Annotated in this window: 12 protein-coding genes; 2 read left to right on the forward strand and 10 right to left on the reverse strand. The window is 49.4% G+C overall.

From position 1 onward, the window contains the following. Nucleotides 1–384 carry a RidA family protein gene (locus tag NGM62_RS09130; protein ID WP_262247332.1) on the reverse strand — a complete coding sequence of 128 codons (384 nt, stop codon included), beginning with the start codon at nt 382–384 and terminating at the stop codon, nt 1–3. Further along, the gene (locus tag NGM62_RS09135) at nt 381–2,288 is read right to left on the reverse strand and encodes a serine hydrolase (protein ID WP_262247335.1); all 1,908 of its coding nucleotides are present in this window, start codon (nt 2,286–2,288) and stop codon (nt 381–383) included. Before NGM62_RS09135 ends, NGM62_RS09130 begins: the two co-directional genes overlap by 4 nt. A 228-nt stretch (nt 2,289–2,516) precedes the next feature. Between NGM62_RS09135 and NGM62_RS09140 the strand changes: the two genes are divergently transcribed. Next, on the forward strand, nt 2,517–3,401 hold the full coding sequence (locus NGM62_RS09140) for an AraC family transcriptional regulator (RefSeq protein ID WP_262247337.1): 885 nt from the start codon (nt 2,517–2,519) through the stop codon (nt 3,399–3,401). Nucleotides 3,402–3,475: 74 nt separating this feature from the next. On the opposite strand, the gene NGM62_RS09145 is transcribed toward NGM62_RS09140, so the two are convergent. The 8 genes from NGM62_RS09145 to NGM62_RS09180 all read right to left on the reverse strand — a co-directional run bounded on the left by NGM62_RS09145 (nt 3,476) and on the right by NGM62_RS09180 (nt 16,789). After that, nucleotides 3,476–5,089: a glycoside hydrolase family 32 protein gene (locus tag NGM62_RS09145; protein ID WP_262247339.1), complete on the reverse strand. Its 1,614-nt coding sequence runs from the start codon at nt 5,087–5,089 to the stop codon at nt 3,476–3,478. 26 nt (nt 5,090–5,115) lie between these two features. Next, on the reverse strand, nt 5,116–6,513 hold the full coding sequence (locus tag NGM62_RS09150) for a serine hydrolase domain-containing protein (RefSeq protein WP_262247341.1): 1,398 nt from the start codon (nt 6,511–6,513) through the stop codon (nt 5,116–5,118). After that, complete coding sequence (locus NGM62_RS09155) at nt 6,506–8,080, reverse strand: glycoside hydrolase family 32 protein (RefSeq protein ID WP_262247343.1); 1,575 nt, start codon at nt 8,078–8,080, stop codon at nt 6,506–6,508. The genes NGM62_RS09150 and NGM62_RS09155 overlap by 8 nt, the downstream gene beginning before the upstream one ends. Nucleotides 8,081–8,127: 47 nt before the next feature. Next, nucleotides 8,128–9,546, reverse strand: a complete 1,419-nt coding sequence (locus NGM62_RS09160; RefSeq protein WP_262247345.1) for a DUF4960 domain-containing protein — start codon at nt 9,544–9,546, stop codon at nt 8,128–8,130. Nucleotides 9,547–9,566: 20 nt separating this feature from the next. After that, nucleotides 9,567–11,276 (reverse strand): RagB/SusD family nutrient uptake outer membrane protein, encoded by a 1,710-nt coding sequence (locus tag NGM62_RS09165; RefSeq protein ID WP_262247346.1) that lies wholly within the window; start codon nt 11,274–11,276, stop codon nt 9,567–9,569. Nucleotides 11,277–11,288: 12 nt separating this feature from the next. Then, nucleotides 11,289–14,366 carry a SusC/RagA family TonB-linked outer membrane protein gene (locus tag NGM62_RS09170; protein ID WP_262247347.1) on the reverse strand — a complete coding sequence of 1,026 codons (3,078 nt, stop codon included), beginning with the start codon at nt 14,364–14,366 and terminating at the stop codon, nt 11,289–11,291. 64 nt (nt 14,367–14,430) lie between these two features. Further along, on the reverse strand, nt 14,431–15,291 hold the full coding sequence (locus tag NGM62_RS09175; protein WP_262247349.1) for a carbohydrate kinase family protein: 861 nt from the start codon (nt 15,289–15,291) through the stop codon (nt 14,431–14,433). A gap of 88 nt (nt 15,292–15,379) precedes the next feature. Next, a complete protein-coding gene (locus NGM62_RS09180; RefSeq protein WP_390936906.1) occupies nt 15,380–16,789 on the reverse strand; it encodes a sugar porter family MFS transporter in 1,410 nt (469 codons plus the stop codon). Nucleotides 16,790–17,110: 321 nt separating this feature from the next. Here NGM62_RS09180 and NGM62_RS09185 point away from each other — a divergent pair, with 321 nt between their 5' ends. Then, the gene (locus NGM62_RS09185; RefSeq protein WP_262247351.1) at nt 17,111–19,855 is read left to right on the forward strand and encodes a substrate-binding domain-containing protein; all 2,745 of its coding nucleotides are present in this window, start codon (nt 17,111–17,113) and stop codon (nt 19,853–19,855) included. The last annotated feature ends 3 nt before the right edge of the window (nt 19,856–19,858 follow it).

Consider the following 19,858-nt stretch of genomic DNA (forward strand, 5'->3'; position numbering starts at 1 on the left):
TTATTCGTCGGTGTGAACGGCCATGCAATCGATTTCCACCAACACGCCGCGCGGCAGCCCTTTGGCAGCAATGGTTGTCCGCGCCGGGGGGGCGCTACCGAAGAATGACCGGTATACTTCGTTCATTTCCTGGAACAGCTCCATGTCGGCCAGGTAACACGTGGTCTTCACCACGTCGTCCATCGTACAGCCGGTGGCGGCCAGCACGTGGCGCATGTTCTCCAGCGACTGTCGCGTCTGCGCCTGGATGTCGTCGGGAACCGAGCCGTCGGTGGCGTCGATCGGCAACTGGCCGGAAAGGAAAACGAGGTTGCCGTGCCGGATGGCCTGGCTGTAGGGCCCGATCGCGGCGGGCGCATCGTTGCTTGCGATAACTTGCTTCATCGTGTCTTTGTATTTTCTTCTGTAAGTTTCGTAAATTCCATACGGGTTACCCCGCGGTTCGAGACAGTAAAACCGGTGACCTCTCCCCGCCGGTTACGGCTGAATTCCATGTCGTCGAAGATCCAGTAGGTACCCTTGAGCCGGTCTGCGGCCGTAGGCAGCAGCCGGACATCGGAAAACCGCTTGTGGCTGAGATACAGCTGGCCCTCCCGCTCGCTAATGCGGTATTCGGTCTGGATCTCGGGACAGTAATACACGCCGGTGTAATCCGAGGCCAGTGCCGTCGGCTCGTAGGCCATTGTGCCGTAGGGCTGTGCCGGGGCTTGGGGTTTCAGGGCCTCCGGTTTCCGCTCGGTGGGCAGATCCAGCAGGATGTCGGCCGTGCGCCTTGCCAAGTCGACCGTGTTGCATGATGCGAGGTTACTCAGCACAATGATGCCGACATCCTGCTCGGGGAAATACAGCATGAACGACCGGTAACCGGCATCCACCCCCGAGTGGTCGATGGTGGGCAGGCCCTTGTACTGGCCAACGGCTACCCCCAAAGCGTAACTTAGCCGGGTACCGTCATTGAGTTTACCCCGTGTGGTCATCAGTTCGAATATCCGGGCGTTGCCGACGGACGGATGCCGGAAATTGGGCATCCATTTCACGAAATCGTGGACGGTGGTGAACAGGCTCGTGGCACCATAATTGGCGAAACTGAGAACGCTTTTCTTCACCGTTCCCGAGCGGTCGTCGTAGGAATACGCCCGCTGCGGGAGGATTTCTTCATGGTCATCGTAGAAGAACGTGTTCCGCATACCCAACGGCTCGAAGACTTCTGCCGTGGTCCATTCGCGCAGTGTCCTGCCCGTGACCCGCCGGACGATCTCGGCGGCCAGCGTGTAGTTGGAATTGGAATATTGGTACGCCGTGCCCGGCGGAAAGTTCAGCGCCTCCTGGCTGAAGATCAATCCCAGTAACTGCTCCTGGGTGATCACATCGTCCATGCGCCAGCCGGCCAGTGCCGCGACCACCCATTGGTCGCGGATGCCGCTGGTGTGGTTCAGCAGCTGCCGGATGGTGGTCCGCTCCGGGGTTTTCAACTCGGGCAGGTATTGGTGGATATCGTCATCCAGCGACAGCTTTCCGGCATCGTGCAGTGCCGCTATGGCGTAGCCTGCGAACTGCTTCGACACCGAGGCGATATGGAATGGCGTATGGGGCGACACCGGAATCCCATACTCCAGGTTGGCTAACCCGTAACCCCGCGAGAAAAGCATGGCCCCGTCCTTGACGATCCCTACGGCGACCCCGGCGGACCCGGCGGTGGCGTAGGGGCGGAAAAGCCGGTCGATTTGACCCAGCTTGCTGCTGTCGCTTGTTGAAGGTCGGCTCACCGTCAGCGTGTATTCCCCGCCGTCGTTGGCCATCTCATACGGCACGCGCCGCTCCCCGTCCCAGATGAACGCGTTGGCATCAAGCCCCGTTTGGATGGAAAAGCCGGGCTGCGGGGACAGCTTGATCCGGTAGGTGCCGCCCTGGCCCGCCTCGAACGAGAGCCGCTCGACGGCATGGACGTGTTTCTGGACGTCTTCCGCGGCCACCACCGTGCCGTCGGGCGCGAATACGGTAACCCCGATGTTGGTGCCCCGTTGCACGACCTCGATATCGACATATTGGCCGGCATTGGCCTCGAGCGTGTAAGCGTGTTCATCATTGTACTGGATGGACTCGGAAACCTCTTTCCCGAAACTAAGGGCCGAATCTAGGTTTTGAGCCAAGCTCGTGTTACTACCTATGGAGGTTACCCGTTCATGGTGCCTATCTGAATAAACGTGTGGAAATGGGAAAGCGAAATGATTGAAACAGAAAATTACAATCAATAAAGCTATCCCAAAAAACCGTGTTTTCCTTTTCATTATATACGTTTTTAGATTTCGCCACATGGGGTGATGTTTCCGAGACATCAAACCCGACAGACCAAGGTACATAATTAACGCATTCCGGCTCTATATTTGGCCGAAATTGTTAAAATAGTGTTATATTTCAACGGTTTTGTTAAATTTGCATACGTCCTGACAGCGTTCAATCATTGCCGTGTTGCATACTTGCCAAGTTAACATAGCAGCTATCTTCAGTATTGGGTTATGAGAATTTCAAGTTTTAATGTACCGAAAACAAACAGTGAATCTTTTTGGGTTGATGACTACAAAGGAAGAACATTCTTCTCCAAACTCCATGTCCATCCCGAAATACAAATAACGCTCATTAAAAAAGCAACAGGCGACGTACTATCGGGGGGGCATTATGGCCGTTTCTATACGGGGGAGGTATATGTAATAGGATCTAATATACCGCATGTTTTTAGAAGTGACGGCGATGTAGAGCCGACAGGGGAAAACGCGTTATCAATTATTTTTAAACCCGACTTTCTTGGCGAACATTTTTTAGCGCTGCCCGAGTGTGAGGTATTGAGAGAATGGCTTGGAAATACACAGCATTGCATGAAGATCAAACCGGCAGATTCAATTGAAATTAGCGCAGCGATTGAGCGAGCTGCCGAAAGTTGGGGCTTCGACAAAATTCTGCACTTCACGAAACTTTTGCACTTATGTGTGAATACAGCGTATACAGTATTGGCACCAAACGCAAAAAAGGTCTATAACGAAAGTGAGACAAAAACATTGGACAAAATACTCCAGTTTACATTTTCCAATTTCAAAGAAGAAGTGACAATTGACAAGGTCGCTGACCTGGCATGTATGTCACCGGCATCATTTTGCCGATATTTTAAATCCAAAACGCAGAAAACCTATATTCAATTTTTAAATGAAGTTAGAATTGCCAATGCGTGTAAACTATTGATGGATCGTGATGTGACGATTGCAGAAAGTGCCCACCAGTCCGGCTACAACAACCTAACCTATTTTAACAGGAAGTTTAAATATGTAATGAATCTCACACCTTCCAGTTATATTAAGGTCATAGAAAAGAGGGTTTGCGAGCATAATAATCGCACGGATCATGCATAGTACGGCGGACGAATCGATCTGGTGCGCATTGCGAACTGTTCCCCGCGTAACGATGCTATTGCCTTAATTCTGCATCAGTCCCGTACTTCGTTTGACCAAATGGCTTTCAAACCCCATATTTCGGCGCCTTTCATCTCCACTTCCCCCTGGACGGTAAAAATCCGCAAGCGGTCGAAAGGCTCATTAGGAAACACCAAAGACGTCATTGCCAATGCTCCATCGTTGACAAAAACTTCGATGGATGACCAATCCATGAAAACATGTACTTTTAAATCGCCCCGATTATTAAGCGGCGCATGCTGCACCACGGGGAATTCGTCTGAAAAGCCTACCGCGCCCGCACGGGCCCGGTTGATGTAGAATTGGTTGTTGACAATCGAGTATCCCAGTTCCAATTTCTCCCCTAACCGGTTTGACCATTCGATAACTAGCGAATCCGCTGTCAAAGCTCCCTGATTTGCTTGGCCATCAAATTCAAAGATGTACTCAGCCTGACTTAGACCTTGGTCTTCAACAAGCACATCATGCCCTGTTGCAATAATTTGGGAGGGTATTTTGCGCGAATCACCCCTTAGGTTTTTGAGTTCCGCTATGGGGGCCGACACCAGTTTATACTGGTTGTTTGAATATTGTAAGCGCAGTTGCCGGGGAATGGTCATGGCACTACGCCAAGGGTGCGTAGGCACTACATTTGCGTATTGCCAATTGCTCATCCACCCAACATAAACCCGTAGGTTATCCGGATGGTTATACCACGTAACCCCAGCGTAATTATCCTTGCCGTAGTCAAGCCAGTTGATACCGCTTTCAACCGGTATAAACGAAGTGCCATCGAAATCACCAACAAAGTACTGGGTGGCCGAGCCACCGTTTGGTCCACCGCTGCCGATACTGACCAGCATGACCCATTTCGTTTCATCCGAACCTTCGACGACCAGCTCGAAAAGATCCGGGCATTCCCAAACCCCTCCATGTGCACCCAAGTTTCGTCCGAACTCGCTTTCCAACGTCCAATCGATGAGGTTTTCCGAAGAGAACAGTTTAACCTGATCTTCCGCCGATATAACCATGACCCATTTTTTTGTCTCTTCGTGCCAAAACACTTTCGGGTCCCTAAACCCGAGGCTATTTTCGTCAACCAAAACAGGGTTGCCTTCATACTTCACCCAACTTCTTCCTTTGTCGATACTATAAGCCAGTGATTGGCTTTCGAAGCCACGTTTCTTGTTACCGAGGTGGCGATGGGTAAAAATCGCCACCAGCGGAGGGGCATCCGCGGAGCCGAAACCAGAGGTATTGTCCCAATCTACCACGGCACTGCCTGAAAAAATATAACCCAAACTATCGGGATATAGGGCTATAGGGTAATACTCCCAGTGCACGAGGTCCTTGCTGATCGCATGCCCCCAATGCATCGGGCCCCATACCGTGCTGTCTGGATAATGTTGATAAAACAGGTGATACTCTCCCTGGTAATAGACCATTCCGTTGGGATCGTTCATCCACATGGCTTGCGGTGTGAAGTGGTATTGGGGCCTATGCTGTTCTTGGTGGGTAAGGCTAACCTCCTGATGGGCGATATTTTTCTCCTTTTGCGCGCAGCTTGGAAATACAAATGCGAATAGTGAGAACACAATCCAGCCCCCCATCCAATTTCCGCCGGCGATATTCTTTTTTTGGTTTCTCATTCTATGTTTGTTAGGTATTAATTCTTTTAATCCCCCAAAAGGTCATAAGCCGGCCATCGGCTTATCAGGCTAACTCGGTTGGTCAGGAGGTTGTTGATGTCATTCAACATATCCCCATCCGGTATCGGTCTGGTATTTACCACGATCGCCCCACCCAAATCATCGTTGATCCTGACCAGCGATGCCGCAGTGCCGGACATTGAACCATTGGACACCCAGGTATGAAACGCTAGATACAGGTAGTTCAGGGCGTTCCCGGGGAGAATGTCTGGCTTTAGGCTATTCCGATTTATTCGGACCAGTAACCGCGCAAGATCCGCGGCGCTGGCCACCCAACCTCCGCCCGCGTCCATGCGGGTCACGTCAATCAGATAGGGGCTATAATTCTCCTGGTCATAATAGGTCACCTCGTTTTCGTACCGCTGATCAATCGAATTCCTACCCACTTTCATGCCCATGATACCGAATGGCTCAAACAGCGTCTGGCGAACATACGTCTCGTAAGGAAGTCCCGTTACTTTTTCAATGATCCTTGCAAGCACAAAATACCCGAAATTCAAATAGTTCTCCACTGACCCCGGCAGATTTACAGGGGGGCGGTTGTCCAGCATTTCCGTCAGCAAATCTTCATTTGAATACCCGGGGTAACCGAACATCGGGTCAAACGGATAGTTCGTCCACCCAGATTTATGTTCAATCAAGTGTTTAACGGTAATCGCTTCCTCATATTGGCTATAAGGCTTGGTTCCGAAATCGAACCCTAAGACACCGTTTTGTCCAAATACCTTATCATCGAAACGCAATCGCTTTTCGTCGATTAGCTTCAATATCGCGACCAGTGTGATAACTTTGGATACGCTTGCGATTCTGAATAACGACTCATTCGTCACCGGCTCACCGGTCTCTTTGTTGCCCACACCATATGATTTCAGGTAGACCAATCGATCTTTGTACGTAATGGCCAACTGCAACCCCGGGATGTTATATTTGTTCATGATACGGCTCACTTCACTGTCGATGGAGGCATCATCGGTTTTTAGATTAATCTCATAGCTCTTGGACGGGCCGCCACCTGACGATACCAAGAACTGGACGGTGTGACGAAAATCAATGGCGGTCTTCCCGCTGATTACCTCCTCACCACCTACAACCGCCTTGGCATTGTCCGATAGCGTAAAGTCAGGCACCAATGCGGAAACATCTGTTCCAGTTGGCAGGAATAACGTGATCCGTTCGCCGTCAATGGTTCCTTCTGAACTTACCGGTATGTCATTCTTCTCGACGCCCAATCTAAACGAGAGCACCTTGGCATCTCCGTCCGGGGCCTTCGGAGATGGGCCACCTTTGGAACACCCCATCATGAGCAATATTGAAAATCCGGCTAGATAAGACCATAAGTATTTTGAAATAGCTGCGTTAGTCATAACTAATAGTTTTATGAATAGAAGATAACTCCAGATGCTGGACAAGCGCACCTGTACCATTTCCGGCAATTTCCATATCGGTAAAGTTATACCTCGGAAAAATCAAAGCAGTCATTACCTTTTCACCATTATTGATAAACACTTCGATGGAAGATTGGTCCAGAAGTATCTCTATCGGAAGAACGTTTCCCCCGAACGGAAATTCGCAACGTATTTGTTTGCTGAAGAGGCGATGAAAACTGGCACTTCCGGATTGACTTCTGTCCAGTACAAATGTTGCATTGCTCTTTTCGTACGTTAGTCGGACGACTTCCCTTTTATTTCGGATGCTAAAATCGAAAGCCGAGTGATGCGTCAAGTCAATGTCGGCACGAATGCGGAAGCTGCCGCTTTCGATGATCGGACTACTTTTCAGCAACACAGACGGGGATGAATCTTTATAAGTCTCCGTACTGCCCATTATTTGGTCAAGTTCGTCCACGGGTTCGAAAGTAAGAAAATAACCATTGCCATGACCTGTTCTTTTCTTCAATCCGACTTGCCTGGGAGCAGTCATTGCCCCTCTCCAGTCCGTGGCAGGAATTAATCCGGCATAATGCCAGTTATTCATCCACGCAATAAAAATTCGCCTGCCATCCGCTTTGGGTATATCTGACCAAGTTATTCCAGCGTAATTATCGATGCCATAATCCACCCAGAGCACCTCCTGATTCTCGTGTGTAAATTTTCTCCCGTCGAAACGCCCCACAAAGTATTGCGTTGCACTTCCGCCGTTTATACCGCTGTATTCCGACTCGCCACCGACACTAACAATCATGATCCATTTCTCCGTGCCATCATCTGCTTTTAAGGGGAAAAAATCCGGACACTCCCATACGCCGTTGGTATAACCAATGCGTGGACCGAAGTCGCTTTCCCACTTCCATTCTATTAAATTGATGGAAGAATAGATTTGGATTCGATCACCCGCGGCTACTACTTGGATCCATTTTTGCGTAGCTTCGTGGAAAATCACTTTCGGATCCCTGAAATCTCCGGTCTTCGACAAAATCGGATTATGTTCATACTTCACCCATGTCCGGCCCTTGTCGTTACTATAGGCGAGGCTTTGGGTTTGCAGATTGCCTGCGTTCGTGAACATGGCAACAAGCACATTTTCCTCACCGACCTGAAAACCGCTGGAATTGCTCCAATCGACTACCGCACTTCCGGTAAATATCGTACCCAACTGATCGGGCGCCAGTTTTATCCCCTGGTCTTTCCAGTGGAAGAGTTCCGTGCTTATCGCGTGCCTCCAATGCATAGGCCCCCACACGACGTCGTTAGGGTTATGCTGGTAAAAAATATGGTATTCACCTTTATAATATACCATGCCCGCCGGGTCATTCATCCACGCCGTAGGCGGTGTCAAATGATAAAAAGGACGAGTTGCCCGGCGTTGGAGTTCCTCGGACTCTTTCTTGTCCGGCCCCGCTGGGTCAGATTTACAAGCACCCAACAATAACACCATGATTAGCGTCCCAAACACCGATCGCCACCCTGATCGCTTCACCATACCTGTTTTCATAATCATCATTTAATTGGGGCATTTGAAAGCCAAATGCCCAAAAACCGCTAATTGGTTAATAAATACCGAATGGCGTTCTTTGTAAACCGTTCAACATTCGATTGGTATAGGTTTACGCCTTCAGGACTCAAATTTCCTTTTGCTTCCCTATTGAACTCAAAAGCCCCCAAGCCCTGAGCGATGGCTCTCCCTTGGAATAGGTCAGTTGGCAGCAGTTCCATTACACCTGCCATATAAAAATCACGGTTCCCTGCCCAGACTCCCAACCATTCAACCTGGTTCGCTTGCTGGAAAGCGTTATAGGCACCTGCATTCCCATAGTCATACCCATGAAACGGTGCTATTTCTATAATGACATGGTTATGGTCCTCTGCCCAACCCGGAGAAATGAGCGGTATCCATTTGTCACCGTTGGGTTGGATTACAACCGACAGCCCCTCATATACGGGGTGGGTGCTTTTATCGTGGGGTTGCAGATTTCCGCCCACGGTTACCCCTACATACCACGTGTCGTTCAGGTCAAAGCCCCCTCCTGTTCCCACGGCCTTTGCGTAGTTATTGGTTATGCGACCCATTGGCCAAAGGTAACCAACGGCATGCGTATTTAACAGGAGGTTACCTCCGTTTTTATAATAGGAGGTAATAGCGTTCAAAACAAGCGGGTCTATCGCAATCCCGGGCAGATGTCCATACGCATCATGATACCACCACAACAGGCGATATGAACTCAGGTTCTCCTCACCGTTTTTGATTTCATCGAAACTGATGTATCGTGCATTCTCATAGTTTTCGAACAGCCATTTAGCGGCAGCCTTTTCATCGTCGTCGGTTATCGAAAGGGAGTCCGCATAGGTACCTAAAAAGCCAATGAGCGTTTCCTGTATTTTAACGATTACCGAGTATGTCCGAGAAGCGCCTTGGTTGGTGATTTTAAGGCTTACCGGCGCGGAGAAATCGAGCGCCGGACTTATTTCCGGTGAAATCGAAGCGCCCGCCGGGAGTTCAACATTGATTGACAAACCGGTTATATCCGTTCCGTCGGGAAGTACGACCGTCACGGTGCGTTCGGCGTCATTTACGATACCTCTTACCCCGTTAACGTAAAAAGCGTTAAAGGAAACATCAATATAAGATACCTGGATGGTATATTCACTGTACAAATCCCCGTTGATAACCTTTACGGACACTGGGTTTGAAAAATCATAACCTGCCGTGATATCAGGCAACAATACCGCCCCGGCATCTAAACTGACGGCCGGGTAAAGGTTTGTTAAATCGGTACCTTCGGGTACTTCCACAACAATGACCTTATCCCCCTCGTTGATCCGTCCTTCCCGGTCAGCTATCGAGAGACCGTGAATGGTAACATCTGCATTGATCTGCAGCCCAACTTCATGTCGTTCGCAGGAATAGTGAAGCAACAACAAAGTGATAAAAAGAGGAAATATGTTCTTGAAACTTTTCATATTTTTTCGTTTTCGGTTTATTACCAACCCGTATTTTGTTTATAAAGGTTTTTACTCCAGTTCATCTGTTGCTGGGGAATAGGAAGATACTCATCCTTACTTTTCTGGAATCTCGCTTCCCTCAAATACTCCCGCTTGCCTTTCTCTACCTCGAAATATGCATTGAGATATTCAGCGGCCACCCCCCATCTTACCAAATCAAAGAATCGGTGTCCCTCCATTGCCAACTCTAACCGACGTTCCATACGAAGAGCTTGTCTTGCGAAATCCTGCGTCCACACCCCGGCATCGTAACCGGAAACATGGTAATTGCCAATCAGGGATCCCGACGGCTGCGTAAGCCTTGCCGTACTTTGCGCAGCTCTGTTACGAATTTGATTGATGATCGGCCGTGCTTCCTGATGCCGTCCCAATTCAATTAACGCTTCTGCCTTCCACAAGAGCACATCCGCATATCGGATAAGAATGGTGTTTTTGGAACTCGACATAAACGGTGGAAGCTTTACGAAACAATCACAATCAGGAGACACATTTTCCTTCAGTGAAGAGAAATATCCGTAAATATTGGGCGCCCGGGTCCAGTTGTTCTGATAAATATATTTATGGTCGTATTTCCATGGGGTACCCGGAAACGCCACCGTATGGTTTAGGCGAGGATCTATATACCTGCTTCGCAACTCCTGCACGTTCGTCAAATCATTGTTATTGAGTGCATTGAGCAACGGCAGTCCCGCTGCATCGGTTTGGAAAGCATTGACCAGATTTTGCGATGGAATGTGGAACCAACAGCATCCGAATTCAGGGTTCATCGGGTTGTTCAGCATAGCAGAGAAGTCAACCTTTCCTCCTTGGGGAGAATTATCGTCCCTTGACCGCTGTATCTCGAATACCGATTCCGGCCCATTCTCATACTCCCATAAAAACGGTTCGGCAAAGTCATCGGCTAAGGCATACTTCTTAGACGCAATCACATCGTCAACCAGTTGAACCACTTCGTTCAATCTATTTTGATTAATATGGACGACCCGGTGTTGATCGTCTTGCTCGTAGGCTTGGTATAAGCGCACTTTGGCTAAATAGGCTTTCGCTTGGACTTTGTTTGCCCGCCCCACCTGAAGCTGTGTTTCCGGAAGGTGTGCCGCGGCAAACTGGAAATCTTCAGCAATCGCATTCCAGAGTTCGTCGTTTGGCATGTCGTTACTGATTCCGTTAATGTCTTCAACAGTTGCTGTTTCGTCAAAGTAGGGAATATGTTTGAACAAAATTTTCAGGTCAAAGAAAAAGTGTCCCCTGAGAAACCTCAACTCGGCTTGCCTGATCTGCTTAAGCGGAAATTCAGCCTCCCTCATGGCATTAAGCCGCCTCAGCGCATTATTTACCCGAGATATGGCCACGTATTGCACAAACCATTTCCTATCCGCTAACCCGTTGGCTGGCAGGTTATAAACAAACGTCTCAAAAAAATGGAAATCACCTATATCTGATGGCCCGGCACCTCCTTTATACGCGTCGCCGCTTCTCAGATCCCCGTACGGCCATAGCGCGTTTGGCACGGTATAATGGTCGTTGCCGAGACTTGAATAGGCCGCTATGATGAGTTTTTCAACATTTTCGGGTGTGTTTAGCTGTGCATCGGAAATGGTACCAAGAGGCGGCAAATCCAAGAAATTACTGTTGCAGGACATTTGCAGCATCGCCGCGGTTAATATGACATATGCTATTTTTTTCATTTTGTCTGTTATTTAGAGTGAAACACTGACCCCTACTGTATACATGGAAGGGATCGGATAACCATTGCCCGGATTTTCCGGGTCCGGGCCAGTAAACCGCTTGTTTTTTAATGTCCAGAGATTCTGGCCCTGCAAAAAAACGCGGAGATTCCGAATCGAGTGCTTATTCAATACCGTCGGCGGAAAGGAATAGCTCAATTGAATATTCCGCAATTTAACGTACGATCCGTTTTCCATAAAATAGGTCGACGTCCTCGCCTCAAAGTTGTTATCCGCCAATGAAAGCGCAGGAATGGTCGACGTCGGGTTGGCAGGTGACCAAGCGTCCAACGTCCTCCTACCGTAATTTGTGCCTTGTACCAACATAAAATCCGTATATATCTTTGTATCGTTGAAAACGTCAATTCCGGTAATACCTTGTACAAACAGTTGTAGATTAAACTGCTTCCAGGTTATGTTGGCATTCAATCCATAGGATAGTTTTGGGTCTCGGAGCCCGATCCAATCCCGGTCATCGTCATCAATTATCCCGTCTCCATTCACGTCAACATACCGAATCCGGCCTAGTCCCTTTCCTGGTTGATCGGCGTGCGCAAGGACTTCTTCGCCGCTTGTGAAGAGTCCGTCGTGTACATAGCCGAATAAGGAATTGATGGATCTACCCAGGATATTCTTGTCTTTCCCATTCCCTCCGTAAGCATTGACTACTGCGTCAGGCAAATGAACAACTTTGTTCCGATAGTTAAACGCGTTTGCAGAGATGTCAACTTTCAGGTCACCAACGGTTTCCATAAAGCCCAACGCTACCTCGACACCCTTATTTTCGATCGATGCGCCATTTACCCAGCGGCTGCCCCCCTCACCTATAGCACCCAGGTAAGGGGGCCGTATCAGGATGTCGTCCGTTTGCTTGATGAAATAGTCCACCGATCCATACAACTTATCGTCTGCCAATGAAAAATCCAGTCCGAAGTTGGCTTGTGTGGTGGTTTCCCACCTTAGATCCGGGTTTGCCTGTTGCGTCAGCCGGAAACCGGAAAGCAGTTCCCCACGATCGGCACCCTCAATGTCATACGCCGTTCCCGCATCGGGATCCCAGGTGGCATTGGTGGCATATTGTGCGATGTACAAATTGTAGACGGCTGTATTTGAAATTTCTTGGTTGCCATTTTGACCCCAACCGACCCTTATCTTCAGATCCGAAATGAAATCCACGTTGCTTAGGAAGCTTTCCTCTGACAAGCGCCAACCGGCTGAAACGGCCGGAAAATTGCCGTAGCGATTGTTCTGGCCAAACCGTGAAGAACCGTCTCGCCTCATCGTAAGGGAAAGAAGATAACGATCGTCGTAGATGTAGTTCAGTTTGCTGAAAAACGACTGCAACGCATGGTGCGACCCAGAACCCCCGGTTACAGGAAGTTCAGTGGCCGCGTTTAAAAAGGCATAGTCGATGGTTTCGATGGCCAAGCCGCGTTGCGATGCAGAAAATTGCTCCCCATTGTATTTAATCTGTTCAACTCCCCCTAAAAAACTAAACTGATGGCTGTTTATTGAGAAATCATAGGTCAGTGTGTTTTGGAAAACCCAGCTGCCGTCAAACCATGCCCCGTTGGTCACCCGATTATTAGGTTCACTTAAGAACCCAGATCGGTAGCTCTTTTGCAAATGCCTGCTGTAGTGCAAACCATAGTCGATTCCTAGGCTACTCCGCAGCGTTAGCCCGGCGATGGGTTCTGCTTCTACATAAAAATTACCAAACGGCCGTATATACGTGCTTTTATTCTGTTTATTATCAGCTATCAAACGGACCGGATTATGTCTATCCGACATTCCGGGTGCAGGTCCGCCCCAGCCACCATCAACGGTGTGAACTGGAACAATTGGTTGCTGTACCAATGCCAGAAACATGATATCGTTGGAGGGTATGGCCACTTCACTTTGCTTCGAAAGCTGAAAATTTTCCCCAATCCGAAACCTGTTGCCTAAAAACCGGTATTCCGAGTTCAACCGTAGGTTAGTCCGCACTACCCTTGATTCTTTTATAATTCCTCGGTTGTCCATATGCCCCAACGACACCAAAAAATCACCCCTTTCATTCCCGTTGGACACCGTCATGTTATACGATTGCAGAAAAGAAGGCTTGCTTACCTCGTCAAACCAATTTGTATTGCTCGGCCGCATCGTCCTCTGAGGGTCTATGAACTCAGCGAACAAAACGCGATTTAGTACCGGGTTTCCTTCGTTGTCGGTACCGGTATCAAATAGATAAAGCGGGTTTGCCGGCGAAATCCCGTCATTTACGGCAGCCCTCCAGGCGACCTGTGCGCGCTCTTCGGTGTTTAGCATGTCTAAGTGGTGCGCGTAGTGCTGCAAGGTGGATGCGGCATCGAAATCTACCTGCACACGATTGGTCTTAGCCCGCTTCGTGGTAATGATAATCACGCCATTGGCCGCCCGTGACCCATATATACTGGCGGAGGATGCGTCTTTCAGTACCTGGATAGACGCGATCTCATTGGGATTTAATTCGTGCATTCCCTTTTTCGTGGGAACGCCGTCAATCACATAGAGGGGGTCGTTGTTATTGAGGGTGCCTATCCCTCGTATCCGGATAGTTGCAGGCGAACCGGGATGGCCGTTGGTTGTGATAAAAACACCGGGAATCCGTCCTTGCAGATTTTTCATGATATTTCCGGGAGGCAGGTCTTCGACCGCTTCAACATCTACCACCGATACGGCACCGGTCAAATCTTTCTTCTTCTCTTTCTGGTATCCCGTTACCACCACCTCGTTCAAATGAAGGGTTTCTTCCAGCTGGACTACGATGGGCTGGATACTTATTATGGTAACCAGCTTCGTTTCAGCACCCACAAAAGAGAACCTTAGGGTTTGTCCAACTGTAGCTTTAATAGAAAATGCCCCATTGGCATCTGTCGTGGTGGCTAGGTTGGCTTCAACGAGCGCCACCGTCACACCATCCAGGGGAGTCCCCTCCGTATCGGTCACTTTGCCGCTGAAAAGCGGATCTTGGGCAAATAGGGTACTAACCAGTATCCCTATGCAACATATCGTCAGTGCTCCTTTTCTCATTTAATTGGTTTTTTGGTGAAACATTTATTTTATAATTGATAGTCCATATGATTTTTCGTTTCCACTATGTCGCTTCGAATGACTTCTCCCATATAAACCGGTCCAAATCCGCTCGCGAATAAGGTGGGCAAGCGCCAACTTGTGTGGCGACATAGGCACCAAGCCCCGTTGCGAAACCCAACATGTTTTCACTGTTTTCTCCACGCAGCTTTTGTGCAAGAAAGCCGGCGAGGAACGAATCGCCGCTTCCCACCGTGTCTTTTACCAGCACCCGTATCCCCGAGCAATCATGCCGTGCCTGCGGCGTATAATACGAAGCGCCCTGAGCACCTTTCGTGACGATGATTTCCTCCAGGCCGTATCGATCCTGCAATAGGCGGATACCCATGGATTCATTACCCGGCCGATTAACCAACAAGCCCGACAGTTCGTGGAGTTCGTGGATGTTCAGTTTGACGGCATCCGCCTGGTGCAACAGGAGGTCGATGGTATCCGGCGCATAGTGTGGTGCACGCAAGTTAACATCAAACAGCCGATACCGCGCCTTGTCCAGCAGTTGCAACAAGGTATCGCAACTGGTGGCATTGCGCGCTACCAAGCTACCATAGACCAATACATCGGCGTCTTCGATCAACCGGGCGAATCCATGTTCATACCGGATGAAATCCCAAGCCACGGGTGCCACGATGTCGTACGTAACCTCATCGTCAGCACCGATGTGGGCGAGCACCTTACTAGTTGGATACCGCTCGTCTGTCTGTATAAATTCCGTGGGCATGCCAATGTTGGCTAAAAAACCTTTCAATTCCTCCCCCTCGCGATCCATACCAATTCTGCTGATGATGGTGCTATGGATGCCGAGGCGGTTGAGGTGGTACGCCACGTTCATGGGGGCTCCACCGGGCTTTTTGCCTGTTGGGAGCATATCCCAGAGGACTTCACCAAAACATACTACCTTTTTGTTTCCCGTGTACACCATTTTTGCTCCTTTACTTATAACTATTATTCACCCGCTATTTTGGCATCATTGTTCCGCCAATCAATTCCAATGACTTGCCCTTGGTTTCGGGCATCAACTTCCATACGAACAGCAGCTGCAACGCCATAAAGCCCGCGAATATGAGAAACGTGGTGCCTCCCCCGGTCCATTCGCTGAGTATAGGAAAGAAAAACGTGATAATGGCGGCCATCACCCAATGGGTGAGACTACCCAGTGTCTGCCCTTTGGCGCGTACTTCGTTGGGAAAGATCTCCGAAATGAACACCCAGATAACCGCGCCTTGCGAAAAGGCAAAAAAAGCAATGAAAACCATGAGGTAAGCCGTGACCATAAGGCCATCGGGGTTTTCGGTATAAAACGAGTAGGACACCATGGCAAGCGAGGCTATCATCCCGAATGAACCAACCAGCATCAATTTGCGCCGCCCCACCTTATCAATGATATTAATAGCGATTAACGTGAACGTGAAATTGACCAACCCAATCCCCACCGTTGACAACAGGGAACTTTGGGCGCCGAGGCCCGCCATCTCAAACACGCGCGGGGCGTAGTAAATAATGGCATTAATGCCCGATACCTGATTGAACACGGCAAAAAGAATCGCTAAAAGTACCGGGAAGCGGTATTTTCTGCTAAATAGCGATGTGCGAGTGCCATTGCCGTTTGTCGCCTTTGCCGATGCAAGGATGGTTTCCAGTTCATCGGCATAATGCAAAGGGTTGATCTTCTTAAGTATTTGCAAGGCCCCAGCCTGGTTTTTCCGATACAAGAGCAGCCACCGCGGACTTTCAGGTACAAAATGGATGAGTATATAAAACACTGCCGCTGGAAACGCTTGTACCCCCAGCATCCATCGCCATGAATTTTCCCCACCTTGCCCAATCAGGTAGTTGGAAAGATAGGATACGAGGATCCCCAATACAATATTGAACTGAAACAGGCCGACCAAACGTCCACGTTTGTCGGCGGGAGAAATCTCCGAAATATAGATGGGGGCTGTTACTGAAGATACGCCTACGCCGATACCCCCGAGAAACCTGAATAGGATAAACAAATACCAATCGTGCGCGAGGGCCGTGCCGAGAGCGGAAAAAAAGTATAGCGCCGCAATCATGAAAAGCGTACGCCTGCGTCCGAACCTGTCGGACGGATAGGCACCCAGCAGCGCCCCAGCTACTGTCCCTAATAATGCGATGGCCATGGTAACCCCATGTTCCACTTCACTCAAATGCCAATACACTTGCACCAATTTCTCGGCTCCGGATATCACGGCGGTATCAAAGCCAAAAAGAAAGCCGCCTAAAGCCACCACGAACGACCACGCTACTACAGTATTTTTTGTCATAAGATTCTTTTGTTCTATAATCTGGTGTTGTCTGTAGCAAATGTAATAGCCACCGGATTCGAGCGGGTTTGGGATTATTCCAAAATCATTCGTTTTTAGTTTACGCTGACAACTGATTATTAATCAGACGATTTCTTTTTGAAAGAATGTGCTGATTTTCGTTATTGTATCTCCGTCTTTCAATATTTGAACATCTACAACACGAAAGGATACACAAATTTACAGTAGCACGGATCAGCATACGTATTTTTTTGCTAACTTCACGGTAAATTATAAATCAATCGGTAGCGATATTCCCTTGGAGCCACTTTGGCTTTGCGCCGGGTTAACGGAAATATCGCAATTGGGTTATTGGGCGTGATGAAAATACATTGGATTATCCTGTTTTTAGCATTGTGTATGCAAACATGTGGGTTGGTAGAAAAAGAACCGACTTATCGCATTGCGTTTTCGCAATGTGTGGGGTCTGATGCCTGGCGGCAGACGATGCTCGAGGAAATGAAAAGAGAGCTTTCCTTTTATCCCGATATCGAGTTCGTCTACCGCGATGCCGACAATAGCAACAAACGGCAAATCGATCAGCTCCGGGAATTGCTTGCGATGCGCCCGGACCTGATCATTGTTTCACCCAATGAAGCCGAGCCGCTCACTCCGGTGGTCGATGAAATTTTCCGGAACGGTATTCCGGTGATTGTGACAGACCGAAAGACCTCCTCCGGCCTGTACCACGCGTATGTAGGCGCCGACAATTACGAAATCGGCTTCATGGCGGGCCAGTACCTCGCCCGCCAATTAGGTGGTCAAGGCGCAATCAGCGAAGTAATGGGGCTGCCTGGATCATCGGCGGCTATCGAACGCCAGAAGGGGTTCCATGACGCCCTCAAACCCCATCCTGGCATCCGGCTCGTCGCGCAAATAAACGGCCGGTGGTTGATCGACGAGGCCAAGTTGCAGGTGGCGCAGCGAACGGATGACCTCGCCGCTTCGGATGCCATATTTGCCTACAACGACCAAATGGCCCTGGGGACGTATGGGGCACTACAGCAAGCACTGCCAGGTAACGGAATTAAGATAGTCGGCGTAGATGCGCTGCCGGGCGACGGCAACGGCCTGCACTCCGTGGCCGAAAAGGTACTGGACGCGACCATGCTTTACCCGACAGGCGGCAAGGAGTGTATCCAAACAGCCGTGGCCATACTCAACAATCAGCCCTATCAACGGGAAAACATCCTAGGCACATTGGTCATTGACTCGGCCAATGTACACCTCATGAAGCTCCAAACCGACAAAGTCATTAGCCAACAACGAGATATCGACAAGCAACAACGGCTTCTGGCCGAACAAGAACAGCTATTCAGCAATCAGCAACGCGTACTAAATATCTTGGTGGTCAGTCTGGTGTTTGCGGTGGTATTTGCAGGCGTCTCGTTTTACTCGTTGAAAGCCAATTGGGAAAAAAACAAGCAACTGGAACAGCAGAACCATGAAATCCTTGCCCAGCAACAGCGGATCCTCGAGATGACCAGCGAGGTGGAACAGGCCACTGAGGCAAAAATCAATTTCTTCACCAATATTTCACACGAGTTCAAGACACCGCTATCACTGATGCTGATTCCGCTCGAAAATATCGTTAAGAACGAGAAGCTCCCCGAAAGCGCCCTCCGATCGTTATCCTTGGTAAAAAAGAACGCCTTAATTTTGCAGCACCTCGTGTCGCAATTGATCGATTTGCGGCGGATGGGATACGAAAACTTACGGATAAAGGCTAAAAAAGGAAATATACTCTTATTTTGCAATCAGGTCGTCCAATCATTCCGTCCCCTTGCACAGCAAAGATCCATCAGTTTCAGGCTGGAGAACAAATCGGCGGATACGACCCTGTGGTTTGATGAAGTCCTTATGGAGAAGCTACTGTACAATCTCCTGTCAAACGCATTCAAGTTCACCCCGCCGCAGGGAGAGATCGTGCTGCGGATAGCCTCAACCGCTTACGACGCAAAAGAACTTGAAATCCAGGTAACCGATACGGGCAAGGGTATCGCCGAAGCCGACATTTCACGCCTATTCGAGCCGTTCTACCAAGCCGAAAATCACACAAACGGAACCGGTCTCGGATTGTCGTTGTGCAAGGAAATCGCCTCGCTTCACCACGGTAGTATCACCGTACGCAGCGAACTGGGAAAGGGAACCGAATTCACTGTCAGGCTCCCCATGGGTGATGCGCACCTTACCGAAGAAGATAAAGCACAGTCGCCAGCCCCCCATGCGTCTGGCGAAGCGAATGAGACCGCGTCTCTTTTGTCGGTGTTGGAGCATGAGCATGAGAGCGATGCGCATGGAAATGGCACCGCAACGGAAATATCGAATCCTGACGTCGTAAAAGACCATTCGATATTGGTCGTCGAAGACCATCCGGAAATGCGACGGTTCCTTTCGGAAAAATTGGCTGCACATTTTACCGTCTTTACAGCGGCTGATGCAAGAGAAGGGATCAACCAAGCGCAGGCACAATTGCCAGACCTGATTATTTCCGATGTGTTGATGCCGGGACTGCTGGGTACCGAATTTGCCAAAAAGCTCAAAGCCGACGTGCGAACGGCCACCATTCCAATTATTCTGTTGACAGCCCGGGGGTCGGATGAACAGATGCTGACCGGCCTAGATACTTTAGCCGACGCGTACCTCACGAAGCCTTTCAATTTCGACCACCTTATCGCCGTTGCCAACAACTTGATTCAGAACCGAAAGTTATTGCGCCATCATTTCAGCAGCGATGCCGTCGAACTCCAACCGGTTTCAAAACTCGCTTCGGCCGACCGGCAATTCCTCAACGAACTTGCCGCTGTAGTGGAAGAAAACATTGCCAACAGTGAGCTGAATGTGGATTACCTCTGTGAGCATCTTGCCGTATCCCGCATCCAGCTGTACCGGAGGGTAAAGTCGCTGCTCAATTGCAGTATTAATGACTATATATCGGCCAGGCGTCTCCGCAAAGCCAAGGTGTTGCTGCAACAGGGAATGCCGGTCAACATTGTGGCCTATCAAACCGGCTTCTCTTCTCCCGCATACTTCTCCACGGCTTTCAAAAGCAAATATGGTATGCCGCCCTCTTCATTCAAAAAGAACGCCAGTGCGACCACCTAATAA

The organism is Parapedobacter soli (genome assembly GCF_025460835.1).
GTDB classification, from domain to species: domain Bacteria; phylum Bacteroidota; class Bacteroidia; order Sphingobacteriales; family Sphingobacteriaceae; genus Parapedobacter; species Parapedobacter soli.

Excerpts from the sequence above, each read along its gene's own strand:
- NGM62_RS09160 (WP_262247345.1), bottom strand. The coding sequence starts at position 9,546 with ATGAAAAGTTTCAAGAACATATTTCCTCTTTTTATCACTTTGTTGTTG.
- NGM62_RS09135 (WP_262247335.1), bottom strand. The coding sequence starts at position 2,288 with ATGAAAAGGAAAACACGGTTTTTTGGGATAGCTTTATTGATTGTAATT.
- NGM62_RS09165 (WP_262247346.1), bottom strand. The coding sequence starts at position 11,276 with ATGAAAAAAATAGCATATGTCATATTAACCGCGGCGATGCTGCAAATG.
- NGM62_RS09140 (WP_262247337.1), top strand. The coding sequence starts at position 2,517 with ATGAGAATTTCAAGTTTTAATGTACCGAAAACAAACAGTGAATCTTTT.
- NGM62_RS09130 (WP_262247332.1), bottom strand. The coding sequence starts at position 384 with ATGAAGCAAGTTATCGCAAGCAACGATGCGCCCGCCGCGATCGGGCCC.
- NGM62_RS09175 (WP_262247349.1), bottom strand. The coding sequence starts at position 15,291 with ATGCTCCCAACAGGCAAAAAGCCCGGTGGAGCCCCCATGAACGTGGCG.
- NGM62_RS09170 (WP_262247347.1), bottom strand. The coding sequence starts at position 14,366 with ATGAGAAAAGGAGCACTGACGATATGTTGCATAGGGATACTGGTTAGT.
- NGM62_RS09150 (WP_262247341.1), bottom strand. The coding sequence starts at position 6,513 with ATGACTAACGCAGCTATTTCAAAATACTTATGGTCTTATCTAGCCGGA.
- NGM62_RS09155 (WP_262247343.1), bottom strand. The coding sequence starts at position 8,080 with ATGAAAACAGGTATGGTGAAGCGATCAGGGTGGCGATCGGTGTTTGGG.
- NGM62_RS09145 (WP_262247339.1), bottom strand. The coding sequence starts at position 5,089 with ATGAGAAACCAAAAAAAGAATATCGCCGGCGGAAATTGGATGGGGGGC.
- NGM62_RS09185 (WP_262247351.1), top strand. The coding sequence starts at position 17,111 with ATGCAAACATGTGGGTTGGTAGAAAAAGAACCGACTTATCGCATTGCG.